The organism is Cellulomonas carbonis, assembly GCF_014636275.1.
GTDB lineage: Bacteria > Actinomycetota > Actinomycetes > Actinomycetales > Cellulomonadaceae > Actinotalea > Actinotalea carbonis.
Genome location: NZ_BMEB01000012.1, coordinates 1 through 18401, shown reverse-complemented (window position 1 = coordinate 18401; position 18401 = coordinate 1). Strand labels below are relative to the sequence as shown.

The 18401-nt window shown below is 74.1% G+C and carries 15 protein-coding genes; 9 read left to right on the top strand and 6 right to left on the bottom strand.

Annotation, left to right across the window (positions count from 1 at the left end):
* The first annotated feature begins 28 nt into the window (after positions 1 to 28).
* The 3 genes from IEV86_RS17250 (at position 29) to IEV86_RS17240 (ending at position 5458) form a co-directional block, all read left to right on the top strand.
* Positions 29 to 3304 carry an ATP-binding protein gene (locus IEV86_RS17250; RefSeq protein WP_043607696.1) on the top strand — a complete coding sequence of 1092 codons (3276 nt, stop codon included), beginning with the start codon at positions 29 to 31 and terminating at the stop codon, positions 3302 to 3304.
* Positions 3305 to 3401: 97 nt separating this feature from the next.
* Positions 3402 to 4826, top strand: a complete 1425-nt coding sequence (locus IEV86_RS17245; RefSeq protein WP_052426323.1) for an FAD-binding oxidoreductase — start codon at positions 3402 to 3404, stop codon at positions 4824 to 4826.
* Between the two features lie 68 nt (positions 4827 to 4894).
* A complete protein-coding gene (locus tag IEV86_RS17240; protein WP_043607694.1) occupies positions 4895 to 5458 on the top strand; it encodes a hypothetical protein in 564 nt (187 codons plus the stop codon).
* Between the two features lie 53 nt (positions 5459 to 5511).
* Here IEV86_RS17240 and IEV86_RS17235 read toward each other — a convergent pair whose 3' ends face one another.
* The 3 genes from IEV86_RS17235 to pdhA all read right to left on the bottom strand — a co-directional run bounded on the left by IEV86_RS17235 (position 5512) and on the right by pdhA (position 9243).
* Complete coding sequence (locus tag IEV86_RS17235) at positions 5512 to 7005, bottom strand: dihydrolipoamide acetyltransferase family protein (RefSeq protein WP_043607693.1); 1494 nt, start codon at positions 7003 to 7005, stop codon at positions 5512 to 5514.
* Positions 7006 to 7081: 76 nt separating this feature from the next.
* The gene (locus tag IEV86_RS17230) at positions 7082 to 8101 is read right to left on the bottom strand and encodes an alpha-ketoacid dehydrogenase subunit beta (RefSeq protein WP_043607692.1); all 1020 of its coding nucleotides are present in this window, start codon (positions 8099 to 8101) and stop codon (positions 7082 to 7084) included.
* Entirely contained in the window at positions 8098 to 9243 is a 1146-nt protein-coding gene (pdhA, locus tag IEV86_RS17225; RefSeq protein WP_188484826.1) for a pyruvate dehydrogenase (acetyl-transferring) E1 component subunit alpha, read from the bottom strand. The genes IEV86_RS17230 and pdhA overlap by 4 nt, the downstream gene beginning before the upstream one ends.
* A gap of 215 nt (positions 9244 to 9458) precedes the next feature.
* On the opposite strand from pdhA, the gene IEV86_RS17220 reads away from it, so the two are divergent.
* The 5 genes from IEV86_RS17220 (at position 9459) to IEV86_RS17200 (ending at position 14896) form a co-directional block, all read left to right on the top strand.
* Positions 9459 to 11084, top strand: coding sequence for a methyl-accepting chemotaxis protein (locus IEV86_RS17220; protein ID WP_043607690.1), 1626 nt, complete (start codon positions 9459 to 9461; stop codon positions 11082 to 11084).
* Positions 11085 to 11265: 181 nt separating this feature from the next.
* A complete protein-coding gene (gene chvE / locus IEV86_RS17215) occupies positions 11266 to 12390 on the top strand; it encodes a multiple monosaccharide ABC transporter substrate-binding protein (RefSeq protein ID WP_052426322.1) in 1125 nt (374 codons plus the stop codon).
* Entirely contained in the window at positions 12387 to 14042 is a 1656-nt protein-coding gene (locus IEV86_RS17210; RefSeq protein WP_081978805.1) for a methyl-accepting chemotaxis protein, read from the top strand. Before chvE ends, IEV86_RS17210 begins: the two co-directional genes overlap by 4 nt.
* Positions 14043 to 14189: 147 nt before the next feature.
* Positions 14190 to 14564: a cupin domain-containing protein gene (locus tag IEV86_RS17205; RefSeq protein WP_306460079.1), complete on the top strand. Its 375-nt coding sequence runs from the start codon at positions 14190 to 14192 to the stop codon at positions 14562 to 14564.
* Positions 14561 to 14896 carry a hypothetical protein gene (locus IEV86_RS17200; RefSeq protein WP_043607688.1) on the top strand — a complete coding sequence of 112 codons (336 nt, stop codon included), beginning with the start codon at positions 14561 to 14563 and terminating at the stop codon, positions 14894 to 14896. Before IEV86_RS17205 ends, IEV86_RS17200 begins: the two co-directional genes overlap by 4 nt.
* Before the next feature lie 51 nt (positions 14897 to 14947).
* Here the strand turns inward: IEV86_RS17200 and IEV86_RS17195 are convergent, their stop codons facing one another.
* Positions 14948 to 15475: a maltokinase N-terminal cap-like domain-containing protein gene (locus tag IEV86_RS17195; protein WP_043607687.1), complete on the bottom strand. Its 528-nt coding sequence runs from the start codon at positions 15473 to 15475 to the stop codon at positions 14948 to 14950.
* Positions 15476 to 15697: 222 nt separating this feature from the next.
* Here IEV86_RS17195 and IEV86_RS17190 point away from each other — a divergent pair, with 222 nt between their 5' ends.
* Positions 15698 to 16243 (top strand): AAA family ATPase, encoded by a 546-nt coding sequence (locus IEV86_RS17190; protein WP_043607686.1) that lies wholly within the window; start codon positions 15698 to 15700, stop codon positions 16241 to 16243.
* Positions 16244 to 16557: 314 nt separating this feature from the next.
* Here the strand turns inward: IEV86_RS17190 and IEV86_RS17185 are convergent, their stop codons facing one another.
* Together IEV86_RS17185 and IEV86_RS17180 are read right to left on the bottom strand one after the other, a co-directional pair.
* Positions 16558 to 17247, bottom strand: a complete 690-nt coding sequence (locus tag IEV86_RS17185) for an HAD family hydrolase (protein ID WP_081978804.1) — start codon at positions 17245 to 17247, stop codon at positions 16558 to 16560.
* A gap of 247 nt (positions 17248 to 17494) precedes the next feature.
* Positions 17495 to 17815, bottom strand: coding sequence for a hypothetical protein (locus tag IEV86_RS17180; RefSeq protein WP_043607685.1), 321 nt, complete (start codon positions 17813 to 17815; stop codon positions 17495 to 17497).
* Between the last annotated feature and the right edge of the window lie 586 nt (positions 17816 to 18401).

Below are 18401 nucleotides of genomic sequence, written 5' to 3'. Positions count from 1 at the left end.
CGCCCCGGCCCGGTCCTACGCTGCGGCCATGGACTTCCGGGCGCTCGGACCGCTCGAGGTGCGTCGGCCGGACGGCACCCGCGTGGAGCTCGGGAGCGCCAAGGTCCGGACCCTGCTCGCGGTGCTGCTCGCCGACGCGGGCCGACCGGTGCCGGTGGACGTCATCGTCGACCAGCTCTGGGGCGACACGCCCCCGCCGTCGGCCACGGGGACCGTCCAGACCTACGTGTCGCAGCTCCGCCGCGCCCTGGCCGCGCCCGGCACGGAGTCGCTCGTGGTGACGCGGGCACCGGGGTACGCGCTCGTCGTCGAGCCGGACGCCGTCGACGTCCTCCACCTGCCCCGGCTCGTCGCGGCTGCGCACGACTCGGTCGAGTCAGGTGCGGTCGCCGACGCCGAGGCGCCGCTCGTCAGCGCGATCGAGCTGTGGCGCGGTGAGCCGTTCCCCGAGCTCGGCGACCGCCACGTCGGCGCCGCCGCCGAGCGCGCACGGCTCACCGAGCTGTGGCTCCAGGCCCGTGAGCTCCTCGCGACCGTGCGGCTGCGGCTCGGCCGACCGGACGCCGCGGTCGTAGACCTCGAGCGGCTCGTCGTCGAGCACCCACTGCGCGAGCGCGTGTGGGCACGGCTCGTCGAGGCCCTGTACGCGGCGCACCGTCAGGCCGACGCCCTCGAGGCGTGCCGCACCGCGGCGCGGCTGCTGCGAGACGAGCTCGGCATCGACCCCGGCCCCGAGCTGCGGGCCCTCGAGGAGGCGGTGCTGCGCCAGGACCCGGACCTGCTCCACGCACCCGCACCGCCCGCTGCGCGCCCCGCGGAGCCGATGCAGGTCACGGAGGCGTCGCTCGTGGGCCGCCGCGCCGAGCGCGCGCGGATCCGCGCCGCGATGGCCGAGGTCACCCGGGGCCACGGCTCGGTGCTGCTGCTCGAGGGCGAGGCCGGCATCGGCAAGACCCGGCTCGCCGAGGCGGCCGCGACGAGCGCGGCGGCGCAGGGCTGGCGCGTCGCCTGGAGCCGGTGCGCGGACGACGCCGGGGCGCCGTCGCTGTGGCCGTGGACCAACGTCGTGTCCGCGCTCGGCACCGAGCCGCTCGCGGCACCCGCGGAGGACGACCCCGACCGGTCCCGGTTCACCGTGTTCGAGGAGATCCGAGGACGTCTGCGCGCCACGGCCGCGACCACGCCCGTCCTCGTGGTCCTCGACGACCTCCAGGCCGCGGACACGACGTCGGTCCAGCTCCTCCAGCTGCTCGCGCACCACCTCGCGGACATGCGGCTCCTCGTCGTCGTCACCGTGCGGACCGTGGGGGAGGCCCTGCCGCTCGCCGTCACGGAGTGCCTCGCCGCGATCGCGAGCGAACCCCACGCGCAGCGCATCCAGCTGGCGGGGCTCGGCGAGGGCGACGTCCGCGACCTCGTCACGGCGACTCTCCGAGCGACCGAGGACGAGGCGCCACCCGACCCGGACGGACTGGCGCGCGAGGTCTACTCCCGCACGGACGGCAACCCGTTCATCGTCGTCGAGCTGGTCCGGCTCCTGCGAGCGGAGGACGGCCTGGCCGAGGGGGCGGCACGCCCCGTCGCGCTCCCGCCCTCGGTCCGCGACGTGCTGTCGCACCGCCTCACACGGCTTCCCGAGGAGACCGCGGCGCTGCTGCGACTCGCGGCGCTCGTCGGGCGTGACGTGGAGCTCGGACTCCTCCAGAGCGCCGCGGAGACGGACGCCGAGCGGGTCATCGAGCTGCTCGAACCCGCGGTGGTCAGCGGCGTGCTCACGGAGGAGGACGGGTGGCGCTGGCGCTTCAGCCACGCGCTCGTCCAGGAGACGCTGCTCGACGGCATGCCGCGCGTCACCGAGGCCCGGCTGCACGCGCGCGTGGCGCGTGCCCTCGAGCAGCGCGGTGACGGCGTCGAGGTCGAGCGTCGGGCCCACCACCTCTTCCACGCGGTCCCGGTGCTCGGTGCGGCACCCGCGCGCCGGTACGCGGTCCTCGCCGCGGCGGCGGCGCGCGAGCGGGTCGGTCACGCCGAGGCCGCCGCGCACACCCGGCGCGCCCTCTCGCTGCTGCCACCCGGGGAGGACGACGTCGAGCGGCACCGCCTGCTCGTCACGCTGGGTGACGACCTGCTCCGCACGGGCCACCTGCTCGAGGCGCAGGACGTCGTCGCCGAGGCCCTCGACCTCGCACGACGCCTCGACGACCCCGTCCTGCTCGCCGAGGCCGCGAGCGTCTGGGGTGGCGTGACGCTGTGGAACTGGCGCGGGTACGGCGTCGTCGACGAGGACCTCGTCCACCTGCTGCGGACCCTCGCCGACCGCGCGCAGCACCACGACCCGGCTCTCCAGGCGCGCCTGCTCGGGACCCTCGGCGTCGAGCTGGCCTACAGCGACCGACGCGCGGACGGGGTCGCGTACGCGGCGCGTGCGGTCGAGATCGCGCGCGACCTCGGTGACCCGGTCGTCCTCGGACGCGCCCTCAACAACTACGGCCTCGTCACGTGGGGGTCGGACGACCGGGTCGAGCGGCGCCTGGAGGCCGCCGACGAGTCGATGTCGCTCGCCGGGCGCGGACTGCCCGCGCGCACGGAGTTCTTCGCGCGGCTGCACCGGGGTCCGCTGCGGCTGCACCTCGGCGACGTGGAGGGCTTCCGGCAGGACCTCGCCGGCGCGACCCGGCTCGCCGAGGGGCTCACCGGCCCGGAGGTCCGGCCGCACATCCTCTACCAGGAGGCCGGGCTCGCGATGCTCGAGGGCGACTGGGACGTCGCCGAGCAGCGGGCCGAGGAGGCCTACGAGCTCTACCGGCGCACGAGCCTGTGGGGTGCCCAGTGCTGCCTCGCGCTGCACCGGTTCACCTTCCGACGGCGCGAGGGCAGGGTCGGTGAGGTGCTCGACCTGCTGGTCGACGGGGGCGACATGGGCGTGCCGCTCCTGCAGAGCGTCGCCGTGCTCGCCGCGGTCGAGGCCGGCGACCCCGAGGAGGCCCGTCGGCTCCGCCGCCGGTGGGCGCCCGCCCTCCCGCAGGACTGGACGACCGACGCGCACGTCGTCGTGCGGGCGTGGCTCGAGCTCCGGACGGGCGCCGACGTCGACGCGTCCTACCTCGAGCTGCTCCCGCTGTCCGGCCGGCAGGTGGTGGTGGGGACGGCGACCGCCGTCTGGGGTCCCTACGACGCGGTGCTCGCCGACCTCGCCGCGGCCCGCGGCGACGAGGCGGCGGCCCGCATGCACCGGGAGCGCGCGCTCGCGCACGGTCGCCGCCTCGGCTCGCCGTGGCAGAGCGGGCTCTCCGTCGGCCGCTGACGGCGCTCCAGCGCGGCTCCAGGCAGGCACCAGCCGCCTGGAGCGTCGCTCCAGGGGTCGCCTCCACGGTGGGACCACGAACCCCACGGAGGCCACCATGACCAGCACGACCCCCCCGACCACCACCGACCCGAACCCTGCGTCCACCCTCACGGCAGCGGCGCTCGCCGACCTGCGTGCGGCCCTCCCCGGTGCCGTCGTCGTCCCCGACGACGAGCGCTGGGCGGCCCTCGCGACGCCCTGGAACCTGGCCGTCGCGTCCCGTCCGGCAGCCGTCGTGGACGCGCGGAGCGCCGACGACGTCGTCGCTGCCGTGCGGGCAGCGCACCGGCACGGGCTGCGCGTCGCGGTCCGCTCGACGGGCCACGGCGCGGTCGAGGGGCTCGACGGGGCGCTGCTCGTCCACACGGGTCGGCTCGACGAGTGCGTCGTCCACCCGGACGGGTGGGCCCGCGCGGGAGCCGGGGTGCGCTGGCAGCAGGTCCTCGAGGCCGCGGCGCCGCACGGCCTGGTCGGCGCGGCCGGCTCGTCGCCCCACGTCGGCGTCGTCGGCTACACGACCGGTGGCGGGCTCGGTCCGCTCGCCCGGTCGGTGGGCCTCGCGTCGGACCTCGTGCGCGCGTTCGAGGTCGTCACGGGCGACGGCGTGCTGCGGCGCGCGACGCGGTTCGAGCACCCCGACCTGTTCTGGGCCCTGCGTGGCGGGAAGGGGGCGGCGGGCATCGTCACCGCGGTCGAGATGGACCTCGTCCCACTGGGCCGCTTCCTCGGTGGGGCCCTGTGGTTCGACGGCGCCGACGCCGCCGCGGTCCTGCACACCTGGCGCACGTGGTCCGCCGACCTGCCCGAGGCGGCCACGACGTCGGTCGCTCTCGTCCAGCTGCCCCCGATGCCGGGGGTGCCCGAGCCCCTCGCGGGTCGCCTCACGGTGTCCGTCCGGTTCGTCTGGACGGGCGACCCCGCCGACGGCGAGCAGCGGCTCGCGCCGATGCGCGGCGCTGCGGCGCCCCTGATCGACGGCGTGCGCCTCCTCACAGGCCCGGAGCTCGGGTCCGTCCACGCCGATCCGGTCGACCCGCTCCCCGCCGCCGAGACGTCGGACCTGCTCCGCGAGCTGCCGGCCGAGGCCGTGGACGCGCTCCTCGCGGTCGCCGGGCCGGGCTCGCGGTCGCCCCAGGCGATCGTCGAGATCCGGCAGCTCGGTGGTGCGGTGGGCCGCCGCCCGGAGGAGGGCGACGCGGTGGACCACCGCGACGCGGCGTACACGCTCAACGTCATCGGGATGCTCGTGCCGCCCGTCGCGGACCTCGTCGGTCCGCACGGCGAGGCGGTCCGCTCGGCGCTCGCCCCGTGGACCACGGGAGGGCTCCTGCCGAACTTCGCGGCCGCCCCGGGCGAGCAGCGCCTCGCGCGTGCCTACGACGACGGGACGCGCGCGCGCCTGTCCGCCGTGGCCGACCGGTACGACCCCGACGCCGTGCTGCGCGACGGCCTCGCGCCCGTGCGCACCCGGCGCCTGTGACCCCCCGACATCCCAGCGATCACGACCTGTCCAGCTCGACCCACCCCTCCCGAAGGAGACCCACCCCCATGTCCGTCACCCCCCGCACCACCCGGACCACCGCCGCCGCCGTGGCCGTCGCTGCCGCGGCGCTGCTCGCACCCGCTGCGGCCGCGTCGGCCCACGACGGCCACGACCACGACGACGCACCCGCGTCGGCGACCCACTCGCGCGCCGCCGTCGGCGGCCTCGTCGCCGAGGTGCGACGCGCGACGGCGCAGTACCGCGACGTGCAGGTCGCGCTCGACGCGGGCTACGTCCCGGTCAGCGGCTGCGAGACCTCGCCCGACGGCGGGATGGGCATCCACTACCTCAACCCGGGCCTCGTCGCGCCGGGTGCGCCGGTCGATCCTGCGACGCCGCAGATCCTCCTCTACGGTCCCGACGCCGAGGGCGGGCTGCGCCTGCTCGGGGTCGAGTACTGGCAGCCCGCGGTCGGTCAGCCGACCCCCGTGCTCGGCGGCCGGCCGTTCGACGGCCCCATGCCGGGGCACTCCCCGGACATGCCCGTGCACTACGACCTGCACGTGTGGACCGAGGTGGCGAACCCCGACGGCGTCTTCGCCGCGTGGAACCCGCACGTGACCTGCTGATCGTCGGGCGTGCGCGCCGTCGTCCCCCGGGGGACGACGGCGCGCCGTCGCGCTCAGCCCCAGACGAGCGCGCGCGCCGGGTCCTCGAGCACCGCCGCGACGTCGGCGAGGAGCTTCGCCCCGAGCGCGCCGTCGACCAGGCGGTGGTCGAAGGACAGCGCCAGCTGCGTGACGTGGCGCGCCTTGACCTTGCCCTTGTGGACCCACGGCTGCTGACGGATCGCGCCGAACGCGAGGATCGCCGACTCGCCCGGGTTGAGGATCGGCGTCCCGGTGTCGATCCCGAACACGCCGACGTTCGTGATCGTGATCGTCCCGTCGGACATCGCGCTCGGCGTCGTCCGTCCCTCGCGTGCCGTCGCCGTGAGGTCCGCGAGCGCGAGCGCGAGCTCGTGCAGCGTGAGGCGGTGCGCGTCCTTGATGTTCGGCACGATCAGCCCGCGCGGGGTCTGCGCCGCGATGCCGAGGTTGACGTAGTGCTTGTAGACGATCTCCTGCGACTCGTCGACCCAGCTCGCGTTGACCTCGGGATGCCGGTTGACCGCGATGAGCAGCGCCTTCGCGGCGATCAGCAGCGGCGTGACCCGCACGTCCGCGAACTCGCGGTCGGCGCGGAGCGTCTCGACCAGGCGCATCGTCCGTGTCACGTCGACCGTGTGGAACACCGACACGTGCGGTGCCGTGAAGGCGCTCGCGACCATCGCCTCGGCGGTGCGCTTGCGGACCGAGCGCACGGGGACGCGCGTCGTCCGGCCGTCCGGGGACACGGTCCCCGACGCGAGCCACGGCTCGTCGCCCGGGTAGGTCGCCATCGTCTCGGCCGAGTTCTGCTCGGCGCGTGCGACGACGTCCTCGCGCGTGACGATCCCGCCCGGGCCGGTCGGCGAGACGGTGTGCAGGTCGACGCCGAGGTCCTTGGCGAGCTTGCGCACGGGCGGCTTGGCGAGCACGCCCGACCCGTCGCCCGCGGTCGCCGAGCGCTGCGCGGGGGCCGGTGCGGCCTGCGCGGGCCAGGGCGCGGGGCGTGCGGGTGCCGCGGCGACGACGCGCTCGGGCGTCGGCAGGTCCGCGGCCGACGACGTCGCGACGGGCGTCCCGGGTGCGCGGCGGGCCCGACGCGTCGTGCCGTGGTCGGCGACGCCGTACCCGACGAGCACCGCACCGCTGCCGGACGTCTCGGTCTCGGGGTCCTGCATCGTGCCCGCGTCGGCCGCGACGACCTCGGCGGCCTCGACCGCCGCGGTCGGAGGTGTGGAGTCGGCGGCTGCCGGGGTCGTGGGGGCGTCCGCCGGCCCGGCGTCGGGGTCGGTGTCCACGGTGATGATCGGGGTGCCGACGTCGACCGTCGCGCCCTCCTCGACCAGCACCTGCGTCACGACGCCCGCGTACGGGCACGGCAGGTCCACGAGCGACTTCGCGGTCTCGATCTCGACGATCGTCTGGTTGACCTCGACGCGGTCGCCGACCGCGACGTGCCACTGCACGATGTCGGCCTCGGTCAGGCCCTCACCGGCGTCGGGGAGACGGAACTGCTCGAACCTCGGCACTGCGGCTCCTGGGGGACGGGTCGGTCGGGACGGTCGGCGTCGTGCGCGGGACGCGCGGCGCGGCGCGCCGTCGTCGTCAGTGTGCGAGCACGCGCTCCACGGCGTCGAGCACGCGGTCGACGCTCGGCAGGTAGTCGTGCTCGAGGCGCGACACCGGGTAGGGGGTGTGGAAGCCGCCGACGCGCAGCACGGGCGCCTCGAGGCTGTAGAAGCACTCCTCGGTCACGCGCGCGGCGAGCTCGCCGCCGGTCCCGTACAGCACGGGCGCCTCGTGCACGACGACGCAGCGCCCCGTGCGACGCACCGAGGCGACGACCGTCTCGGTGTCGAGCGGCGAGATCGACCGCAGGTCGACGACCTCGATGCTCGTGCCGTCGTCGGCCGCGGCCTGGGCGGCACGCAGCGCGGTGTGGACGCTCGGGCCGTGCGCGACGAGCGTCACGTCCGTGCCGGGGCGGACGACGCGCGCCCGGTCGATGCCGTCGCCGCGCACGGTGCCGGTCCCGACGGCGACGTCGGCCTTGTCCCAGTAGCGGGCCTTGGGCTCGAGGAAGATCACGGGGTCCGGTGAGGCGATCGCCTCCTGGATCATCGTGAACGCGTCCGACGGCGTCGCCGGGCTGACGACGCGCAGGCCGGCCGTGTGCGCGAACAGCACCTCGGGGGACTCGCTGTGGTGCTCGACCGCGCCGATGCCGCCGCCGTACGGGATGCGGATCACGACGGGCAGCGAGAGCGCACCGCGCGAGCGGTAGTGCATCTTCGCGAGCATCGTCGTGATCTGGTCGAACGCGGGGAACACGAACCCGTCGAACTGGATCTCGCACACCGGGCGGTAGCCGCGCAGCGCGAGGCCGATGGCCGTCCCGACGATGCCGGACTCCGCGAGCGGGGTGTCGACGACGCGGTCGGGACCGAAGTCCTTCTGCAGGCCGTCGGTCACGCGGAAGACGCCGCCGAGCGTGCCGATGTCCTCGCCCATGAGCAGGACGGACGGGTCGGCCTCGAGCGCGCGACGCAGGCCGAGGTTGAGCGCCTTGCCGAGCGTGAGGCGCTCCGTCGGCGCGTCGGCCGGGCGGGAGGCGGGGGTCGTCATCGGGCACCTCCGGCGTGGGCGGCGTCGTCGGCGAACGCCGACTCGTACTGCGCGAACCACTCGCGCTCGCGCTCGACGACCGCGTGGACGTCGGCGTAGACGTGCTCGAAGATCGTGCTCTTGTCCGGCGGGGTCATCGCGAGGACGGTCGACCGGATGTGCCGGCCGAGCGCGTCGCCCTCGTCGGCGAGCGCGGTGACGAAGGACTCGGGGAGCTCGCCGGCCGCCGCCAGGTACGCGCGGAGGCGGTCGATCGGGTCCTTGGCGCGCCAGGACGCCTCCTCGGCCGCCGAGCGGTACCGCGTCGGGTCGTCGGACGTCGTGTGCGCACCCATCCGGTACGTGTACGCCTCGACGAACGTCGGGCCGCCGCCCGTGCGGGCCCGCTCGAGCGCCTCCGACATGACGGCGTAGCACGCGAGGACGTCGTTGCCGTCGACCCGCACGCTCGGGACGCCGAAGCCGCGTCCCCGCTCGACGATCGGCACGCGTGACTGGCGCTCGTTGGGCTCGGAGATCGCCCACTGGTTGTTCTGGCAGAACAGCACGACCGGCGCGTTGTTCACCGCGGCGAAGACGAACGCCTCGTTGGTGTCGCCCTGCGACGTCGCTCCGTCGCCGAAGTACGCGACGACGGCGGTGTCGCGGGCGGGGTCGCCGGTGCCGACGAGGCCGTCGCGCTGCACGCCCATCGCGTAGCCGACGGCGTGCAGCGTGTGCGAGCCGATGACCAGCGTGTACAGGTGGAAGTTGTGCGCCCGCGGGTCCCAGCCACCGTGGTCGATCCCGCGGAACTGCTTGAGGATGTCCGTGAGGTCCAGGCCGCGGGTGTGCGCGACGCCGTGCTCGCGGTAGGACGGGAACACGTAGTCCTGCGCGGCGAGCGCACGGCCGGACCCGACCTGGGCCGCCTCCTGGCCGAGCGACGGCGCGAACAGGCCGAGCTCGCCCTGGCGCTGCAGCGCGGTCGCCTCGGTGTCGAAGCGGCGCACGAGCACCATGTCGCGGTAGAGCCCGCGCAGGGCGTCCGCGTCGAGGTGGTCGACGCGCGGCGAGTACTCGGGGTCGTGCACCCGCTCACCCGTGGGGGTGAGGAGCTGGACGAGCGGTGGTTCGACGGTCGGCTGGGCGGTCGAGATCACGCGGGGTCCTCTCGGGCGGTGACCGGGCTTACGCCAGCGTAGGTTACGGGACCGTAGGTTCACGGTCGTAGGACCTCACAACGTCTCTCCCTCTGCCCTTGTGCCGACCCTCCAACGGGACACCACGTCCGCACCGCACGACCGCTCATCCTCCGCCTGCACCGACCGATCGGCCGGTGCAGGCCCGCGGTGGGCGTGCGGGAGGAGCAGGACCGATGGGTGGACGAGCGGGCGCAGCGGGGCTGCGCGGCATGACGGGGCGGTTCCTCGCCGTCGGCGCGGTGGGGGTGCTCGGCGCGGTCGCCGTGACCGCCGCATCGGGTATCGGTGCGCGTGCGGTCGCCGAGGAGGTCGCCGTCCTGGACGGCCTCGCGACCGTGACCTCGTCGATCCAGGACATGCGCATGTACAACTCCGACGTGACCGGCTGGCAGGTCGCCTACGCCGGTGACGTCCGGAAGATGGGTGGTGCCGCCGCCGTCGACGACGAGAACCTCAACCGCGCCGGCTACCTCGTCTCCGCCCAGGGCCTGCGTGACACGCTCGCGGCGACCCCTGTCGACCTGCTCACTCCCGCCGAGCGCGAGGTCTTCGACCGCACCGTCGTCCTGTGGGACGAGTTCTTCGTCGCCGACGACGCGGTCGTCGCGCACTACCGGCAGGACACGGAGGAGAGCATCGACGCGGGCGACGCGGCGATCATCGACGAGGTGTACCCGGTCTACGAGCAGATCATCGCGGAGACGGGCACGCTGCTCGGCTCGCTCGAGGAGCGTCGGGCCGAGGCCGAGGCGGCGATCGGCGCGTCCCAGTCCCGCCTGGCCACCGTCAACGCCGCGGTGCTCGCCGTCGTCCTCGCCGCCGTCGTCGCGGTGACCCTCGTGCTGGCCCGGCGCACGCGCCGCTCGATCGCGCGGCTCCAGGGGGCGATCGACGCGATGGGCCACGGCGACCTGACCGTCACGGCCGACGTCCGCACGCGGGACGAGATCGGTGCGATGGCCGCGTCGCTCGCGACCGCTCAGGACGCGCTGCGCGCCACGCTCGCGCAGGTCGCCGAGGCGAGCACCACGATCGCCGCGGCGTCCGAGGAGATGTCCGCCGCAGGGGCGGAGGTGTCGGCCGGGGCCGAGGAGACGTCCGCGCAGGCGGGCGTCGTCGCGGCGGCGGCCGAGCAGGTCTCGCGCAACGTCCAGGCCGTCGCGGCGGGTGCCGAGGAGATGGGGGCCAGCATCCGCGAGATCGCCCAGAGCTCGAGCCAGGCCGCACGCGTCGCGGCCCAGGCGACGCAGGTCGCCGACGAGGCGAACGCGTCCGTCTCGCAGCTCGGCTCGTCGTCGCAGCAGATCGGCGACGTCGTCCGCACCATCACCTCGATCGCGGAGCAGACCAACCTGCTGGCGCTCAACGCCACGATCGAGGCGGCGCGCGCGGGCGAGGCCGGCAAGGGCTTCGCCGTCGTCGCCGGTGAGGTCAAGGACCTCGCCCAGGAGACCGCGCGTGCGACCGAGGACATCGCGCGGCGGGTCGAGACGATCCAGGCGGACACGACGGGCGCGGTCGAGGCGATCGGCCGGATCAGCGAGATCATCGCCCGGATCAACGACTTCCAGCTCACCATCGCGAGCGCGGTGGAGGAGCAGACCGCGACGACCACCGAGATGTCCCGCGGTGTGACGGAGGCGGCGACCGGCTCCGGCCAGATCGCGGCGAACATCACCGGGGTGGCCGAGACCGCGTCGGCGTCGAGCGGGACGGTCGCGCAGATGCGTGACTCGGTCGTCGAGCTCGCGCGCATGGCCGCGGACCTGCAGGGACGCGTCGCGTCCTTCACCTACTGACCGGCCCGGGCGGCGCGGCGCCGCTCGGCCACCACGTCGACGGGCGGGTGGGCGGGCGGGCCGCGACCGCCACCCGGGTGAACCTCGCCCGGTCGGCGTCGCGGCGCTCACCGCGCCGCCGAGGCGGCCGATGGGACCCCTGGCCCGGGACCTGGGCCGAACCACCGTGGAGAGAGCAGCGATGAGACGCCCCGCCCGCCCGGCCGCCCTGGCCGGCGCCCTGACCCTGGCAACCGCACTCGTGACGACCCTCGCGGCGTGCGCCCCCGGCGACGCCGACCCCACCGGGTCCGGCGACGCGCAGCTCGTCGGCGTCGCGATGCCGACGACGACGTCGCCGCGCTGGATCGCCGACGGCGAGAACGTCAAGGCGCAGCTCGAGGACCTCGGCCACGAGGTGGACCTGCAGTTCGCCGAGGACGACGTCCCGACGCAGATCGAGCAGATCCAGCAGATGATCGACGCGGGCGCGGACGCGCTCGTCGTCGGGTCGATCGACGGCAGCGCGCTCAAGGACGTCCTCGCGGACGCCGCGGCGCAGGACATCCCGATCATCGCCTACGACCGCCTCATCCGGGACAGCGGCGACATCGCCTACTACGCGACGTTCGACAACGCGCGGGTCGGCGTCCAGCAGGCCACGTCGCTGCTCCAGGGCCTCGGCGTCGTCGACGGCACGGGCGAGCCCACGGGTGAGGTCGGCCCGTTCGCGGTCGAGCTCATCGCGGGCTCGGCGGACGACAACAACGCCACCGTCTTCTACGAGGGCGCGATGAGCGTGCTCCAGCCGTGGATCGACGAGGGCGTCCTCGTCGTCACCTCGGGCGAGACCGACTTCGCGACCATCGCGACGCAGCAGTGGAACGGCGAGACCGCCGCCCAGCGGCTCGGCGCGATCCTCGACGAGCACTACGCCGACACGCGCCTGGACGCCGTCCTCGCGCCGGCCGACATCATCTCGGTGCCGGTCCTCGCGCTGCTCGCCGAGCGGGGCTACGGCACCGCCGCGCAGCCGTGGCCGGTCGTCACGGGCCAGGACGCCGACGTCGCCGCGGTGAAGGCCGTCGCCGCCGGCGAGATGACCTCCACGATCTACAAGGACACGCGCCAGCTCGCCGAGGTCGCCGTCTCGATGGTCGACGCGCTGCTCAACGGGCGCGAGCCCGAGACCAACGACGTCACGTCGTACGACAACGGCGTCATGGTCGTGCCGTCGTACCTCCTCGCGTCGCAGGTCGTCACCAAGGAGAACTACCAGCAGGTGCTCGTCGAGAGCGGCTACTACACGCAGGAGGACCTCGCATGAGCCCCCGGACCACGGCCGTCGAGGCGGCCCACGACGACCCGGTCGAGGACCGGGCCGTGCGTCGCCGGGGAGCGTGGTTCTGGGACCGCCCGGTGGCGGTGAAGATCGGCGCGTCGCTCACGGTGCTCGCGCTCGTGTTCGCCGTCGTCGGCGGGATCGGCGCGCTCGCGCTGGTCCGCGCGAACCAGACGCTCCAGACCGTCCGGACGCTCACCGACGACCTCCAGGGGTCGATGGCCGAGCTGCGCGCGGTGCAGCAGACCAGCCACCTGCTGGTGCGGCGTGCTGCCGCCGCGACGGACGAGTCGCAGCGCACGCAGCTGCTCACCTCGTCGGCGTGGAACGACCGCCGTGCGGCCGAGCTCATCAGCACCGTGTCGGCGTTCGACGAGTCCCGCACGCAGCAGTGGGCGGACTTCGGCACGCGGTGGGCGGCGTGGGTCGACTACCGCGACACCGTGCTCATGCCCTACGTCCGCGCGGGCGACTCCGCGGGGCTCGAGGCGGCGCTCGGCGCGTCCGTCGCGGGCGACCCCGACAACGCGGGCCGCGCGCTCATGCTCGCCGACGGGCAGATCACGCACCGCGTCGAGGCCGTGCAGCGCGCGGCGTCGGCGGAGATCGAGCGGGTCCTGCTCGGGCTGCTCGTCGGGTTCGCCGTGGGTGCCGCGGTGGCGGGCGCGCTCGCCGTCGTCGTCACGCGACGCATCACGCGCGGGCTGCAGGAGGTCAGCGTGAGCCTCGAGGCGATGGCCGACGGCGACCTGACCGTCGCCGCGCACGTGGACGACCAGGACGAGCTCGGCCGGATGGCCGCGTCCGCACGCACCGCCCAGGCGTCGCTGCGGGAGATCCTCGCGGGCGTCGTCGAGACGAGCGTGACCATCGCCGCCGCGAGCGAGGAGATGTCCGCCGCCGGGGCGCAGGTGTCCTCGACGTCGGAGGAGACGTCGGCGCAGGCGGGGGTCGTCGCGGCCGCCGCCGAGGAGGTCTCGCGCAACGTGCAGGCCGTCGCCGCGGGCACCGAGCAGATGGGTGCGTCGATCCGCGAGATCGCGCAGAACGCGACGGAGGCCGCGAAGGTCGCGGCGCAGGCCACCGACGTGGCGGCCGCGACCAACCAGACCGTCGCGAAGCTCGGCACGTCGAGCCAGGAGATCGGCAACGTCGTCAAGGTCATCACCTCGATCGCCGAGCAGACGAACCTGCTCGCGCTCAACGCGACGATCGAGGCGGCGCGCGCCGGGGAGGCGGGCAAGGGCTTCGCCGTCGTCGCCGGCGAGGTCAAGGAGCTCGCGCAGGAGACGGCGCGGGCGACCGAGGACATCGCGCGGCGGGTCGAGGCGATCCAGGGCGACACGGCGGGTGCGGTCGAGGCGATCGGTCGGATCTCGCAGATCATCGCGAGCATCAACGACTTCCAGCTGACGATCGCGTCCGCCGTCGAGGAGCAGACCGCGACGACGACCGAGATGTCGCGCGGCGTGGCCGAGGCCGCGATGGGCTCGGGCGAGATCGCGACGAACATGACGGCGGTCGCGACGGCCGCGTCGACGTCGAGCGAGGTCGTCGGTCAGCTCGAGGCGTCCGTCGTCGACCTCGCGCGGATGTCGGCCGACCTGCGCACGCGCGTCTCGGCGTTCACGTACTGACGCGCCACGGCGCCCTCCCGCGAGGACCGGCTGCTCCTGGAGCGGCCGGGCCTCGTCGTCGGCGGGCGTGCGTCGGGCGGTTCCCGGCCGTGATCGGGGCTGCTCGAAGCCCGTCTGGACTGTCCGGCCCGCGCTCGCGGTGCTGAGATGGGTCCCAACCCCGACCCTGGAGGCACGATGGTCGACCTGCCCCGCATCGCCGAGCACCACCTCGCCGTCGCCCGCAGCGCGGCGAACGGCCGCAGCACCGAGCTCGTGCTCCACGACGGCGTCCTGCGTCAGGCGGTGATCGCGCTGCGCGCCGGGACCGAGCTCGCCGAGCACAACTCGCCGCCGGCCGCGAGCATCCAGGTGCTCGAGGGCGCCGTGCGCGTGACCGGACAGGACTCGCCCGTGCTCGTCGCCGGGACGCTCGAGGTGCTCACCCACCGACGGCACGGCGTCGTCGCGGAGGAGGACTCGGTCTTCCTGCTGACGACGGTCACGAGCGTCGACGAGGACCCGCGCGGTCCCGAACGGTGACGGCGCGCGCGGCGGCACTGCCTGCCGTGCTCGCCACGGCGGCCCTGACCGGGTGCGTGCAGGGGGCGTCGTCGGCAGACGCGCCTGTCTCCGTCGCCGGGGCCGCCGTGGCCGGCTGCCTCGACGCCGGCGCCCGCGACCACGGGCTCGCGGTCGATTCAGACGGTGCTCTCGGCGCGGTCGAGGTCGGCGTCGAGGACTCCGGCTGGTGGGCGGTCGTCGTCCCGGTGGCCGACGACGACCACGGGGACGTCACGCTGCGCTGCACCGTGGTGCCCGACGGCGACGCCGTCCGCGTGGCGTCGTCGTCGGTCGACTCGGCTGGGGTCTGATCGACGGACTTGCTGTCGGGTGGTTGCAGGGTCAGGCGGTGATCTGCGCGGTCAGTCGCCGAGGTCCGCGACGACGGCCTCGCCGCCGGTCCAGTGCGCCACGAGCGCCGGAGCGCTGCCCGGGTCGCCGAGGTCTCGGAGGATCCTGACGGTGGTCCCGTGTGTCGGCGCCCCTGTCCGCGTGCTCAACCGGACGGTCGGCTCCCGGGTCCCGACGAGCCGGCCGTCCGCCCAGAGCTCGAGGACCGCCTCGCGCTGCTCCCCGCGGAGCGCCCGGCGGTAGCAGTCGATCGCGACCGGGTCCGTGGTCCCGTCGTAGACCCAGCGCCGGCCCAGTGCGGAGTGCTCCATCGTGCTCACCAGCCGCGCGCCGTCGACGTCGAGCGGGGCGCCGCGGTAGGTGAGCACCACGTGCTTCAGCTCTGCGCCGCGTCGCACCACGAACGCCTCGACTCCGACCTCGCCCGCAGGGTCGTCGAGACGGTAGGAGCCGAGGACCTCGACGGGCCCGCTGAGCTCCGTCTCCAGCAGCTCGGCCTTGGTCGGCCGGATGGTCGTCCCGGAGTGGAGTATCGCCATGCTGGAGAACCTACAGATCGCGTGCGTCGACACCGCCGCGTCGCCGGGTTCGGGACGCTGTCCGCCCCGCTCCTCGGCGGAAGCTCCGCACCGCTGAGGAGTGACGGGTCAGCCCGTGGGCAGGCATCGAGAGCCAGGCCGCGCGGAGAGCGGCAGATCCGGGCGAGCGTAGCCGCCCTCAGTGCGGCAGATGAGTGCGCTTGCTCCTAGGGTCTTGGAACCATGAAGCGCGTCTCGGTCGTCGGCAGCTCGGGCTCTGGCAAGACGACCGTCGCCCGACAGCTGGCTGAGGCGCTGTCGGTCCCCCACGTCGAGCTCGACGCCTTGCATTGGGGAGAGAACTGGAGCGCCGCGACCACGGCCGAGCTGTCCGAGCGCGTGAGGGCCGCAACCTCCGGTGAGGCGTGGGTCGTCGACGGGAACTACTGGAGCAAGATCGGTCCTCAGGTGTGGACCAGGGCGGACACGGTCGTGTGGGTCAGCCCACCGCGATGGCGCGCTACGTGGCAGTCCGTGACCCGGACCGTGCGTCGCGTGACCACCCGGCAGGAGTTGTGGGACGGCAACCGCGAAAACTGGCGTGGCCTCATGTTCTGGCGCGGCGAGGAGTCGATCCTCTGGTGGGCCTGGACGACGTACGCCCGCACGCAGGAGCGCTACGCAAGGGCGATGAACGATCCCCAGTGGAGGCACATCACGTTCCATCGACTGCGGACGCGCCGAGAGGTTGACCGCTTGATCGCCCAGGTGAGCGCACACGGCAGGTGAACGACTGAACAGCTGTCGACCGCTGGCGCGTGGTCGTCCACGCGAACAGTCCCACCGTCGGCACGACCGCGCCCGGTGCGGCACGAGCGTGCGCCCCGCGTGGCTCGCCGGCGCCTGCGAGGGGGCGGAGCGGCGGCACACCGCGGTCTACTTCCTGGCCTTCTTGAACCTCTCGCGAGGACAACCCGAGTGCGCCCTTGCCACCCCGGATGGCCGCGCCGAGCACCCGACGAGGAGCGTGACGACGCCCGCGCCGCGGCGGATCCGGGCGAGGTCGCGGGCGTCTCGTTCCCGATCGTGGGGCACGCGCGGCTTCAGGTGAGCCGGGCTGCTAGTTCCAACAAGCTGCCCATACGGTCGGCTTCGTTGGCAGGACCGGTCCCCGCGCGATCGATCAGGACGGCGCGCAGCCCGGCAGCGCGCGCGCCGAGAACATCGACCTCGTAGTCGTCGCCCACGTAGAGGGCCGAGCTGGGACAGACATCGAGCCGATCGCACGCTGCTGCGAAGGCCGCTGGGGCTGGCTTGGCGGCGCCGAGTTCTTCGGCAGTGAGCACGGGTCCGACGCGTCCCGCGAGGCCGATGGCCTGGATCTTGGCGTTCTGCTGCTCAACGGTGCCGTTGGTCAGCACGGCCGTGCGGAGCCCGGAGCGCTCCACGGCCAGCAGGCAGTCGGCAACGTCGGTGTAGGCGCACCACGCCTGCCGGTATGCGTGGAGGTAACCGTCGGCGAAGAGACGATCGAGTGCGGCGTCGTCTCCGACCGGCTGCTGCAGGAGCGGTAGCACCTCGCGTAGCCGCCGTCGACGCTGTTCGGTGAAGGTGATGAGCCCGTCGCACCAGTCGCGGAAGTGGCGCTCCTCCGCGTCGAACCAGGCCGCTTCGAGGTCGGGACTGCTGGTGCGCCCCAATGACTCGACCCATGCACGCACGGCGGAGATCGATGCAGTTGAGTGATCGAACAGGGTTCCGTCCAGATCGAAGATCACCGCTGCAAGGGCCACGGCGTCGACCCTAGGACGACCGACCCGCTCATGGCAGACCAGGCCGCTCGCTCATCGGCAGACGCGCCCGGCCGGCGGCAGATCCGGGCGAGCGTAGCCGCCCTCAGTGCGGCAGATCCGGGCGAGCCCGACGACGCGGGCTGAGCGTGCCGCGTGTCCAATCCGGCACTGCCTGGGACAACGAACTTGACGAGCCGGCGCGCCGTTCCTGCCCGTGCCACGTACCGACGACCGCTGGGGTCGTGCGTCATTCACGCGGGCTCGGAAGCACGATTCCGACGACGAGGTGAGCGCCCGTGCCGATGACGACCCCGATGGTCGAGCCCACCACGAGCCCCGCGATCGCCCCGGTCAAGCCGCGATCGTTGAGCAGTCCCCACAGGCATACGACCTCCACGGCAGTGAGCAGGCAGATCTGCGCCACGGCCTCCGCCTTGAGGAAGCGAGCCTGCCGCGGAGCCGCTCGACGTGGAACTCGGGCGAGCCGGTCCGAGCCGACGTGCCACAGGAGCAGGTAGACGGGGATCAGGGTCGCGAGGACTCCACAGCCCTCGTAGGTCAGGTCCATGGCGCAATGAGACCAGCCCAGCCCCGCGCCCCGCCGACGTGCTGCGGAGGTGGCCGACACCATGCGAGCCAGGCCGCGCGACTGGTCGAGCAGTACAGCGTCGACACCGCCCAGGTCCGCGACCTAATCGCATGTGCTGAGCGCATCGAGCGCGCCGCTGGCCTGCTCGCCACCCCGCCCGCCGACGTGACCGAGCAGGCACGGGAGGCGTGGGACGGGTGGCGCGGGCGCTGTTCCCCCACGCACACCCCGGCAGCGAGGGCGCGTGGGACGCGCCTAGGGAGTTCGGCAAGGGAGCGTGGCGCTCGAAGGCCCGTGCCGCCCTCGCCGCAGCACGGCACACCAGCGAGGCCGGCGTGCGGGCGCGGACGAGGCGGGGGAGGCGCTGCGGGCTGAGGCCGTCGAGACGTACTGGCGGGACGACTAGCCGTTCCATGCGCAAGGCCGTGACTGGCCCAACCACCACGCGGACTAGCTCCGTTATCGTGCGGGTCTGCTGCACGGATAGGTGACATCTTGACCTGCCCCACGCCCTGGTTACCACTTGTGGTGTGGTGGTCAGGCGGGGATGAGGGGCAGTTCGGAG

What these genes read in the sequence shown, in the direction of transcription:
- IEV86_RS17195 (WP_043607687.1), bottom strand. Translation starts at nt 15,475, where the DNA reads ATGGCGATACTCCACTCCGGGACGACCATCCGGCCGACCAAGGCCGAG.
- IEV86_RS17240 (WP_043607694.1), top strand. Translation starts at nt 4,895, where the DNA reads ATGTCCGTCACCCCCCGCACCACCCGGACCACCGCCGCCGCCGTGGCC.
- chvE (WP_052426322.1), top strand. Translation starts at nt 11,266, where the DNA reads ATGAGACGCCCCGCCCGCCCGGCCGCCCTGGCCGGCGCCCTGACCCTG.
- IEV86_RS17230 (WP_043607692.1), bottom strand. Translation starts at nt 8,101, where the DNA reads ATGACGACCCCCGCCTCCCGCCCGGCCGACGCGCCGACGGAGCGCCTC.
- IEV86_RS17250 (WP_043607696.1), top strand. Translation starts at nt 29, where the DNA reads ATGGACTTCCGGGCGCTCGGACCGCTCGAGGTGCGTCGGCCGGACGGC.
- IEV86_RS17180 (WP_043607685.1), bottom strand. Translation starts at nt 17,815, where the DNA reads ATGGACCTGACCTACGAGGGCTGTGGAGTCCTCGCGACCCTGATCCCC.
- IEV86_RS17205 (WP_306460079.1), top strand. Translation starts at nt 14,190, where the DNA reads ATGGGTCCCAACCCCGACCCTGGAGGCACGATGGTCGACCTGCCCCGC.
- IEV86_RS17190 (WP_043607686.1), top strand. Translation starts at nt 15,698, where the DNA reads ATGAAGCGCGTCTCGGTCGTCGGCAGCTCGGGCTCTGGCAAGACGACC.
- IEV86_RS17245 (WP_052426323.1), top strand. Translation starts at nt 3,402, where the DNA reads ATGACCAGCACGACCCCCCCGACCACCACCGACCCGAACCCTGCGTCC.
- IEV86_RS17210 (WP_081978805.1), top strand. Translation starts at nt 12,387, where the DNA reads ATGAGCCCCCGGACCACGGCCGTCGAGGCGGCCCACGACGACCCGGTC.
- IEV86_RS17220 (WP_043607690.1), top strand. Translation starts at nt 9,459, where the DNA reads ATGGGTGGACGAGCGGGCGCAGCGGGGCTGCGCGGCATGACGGGGCGG.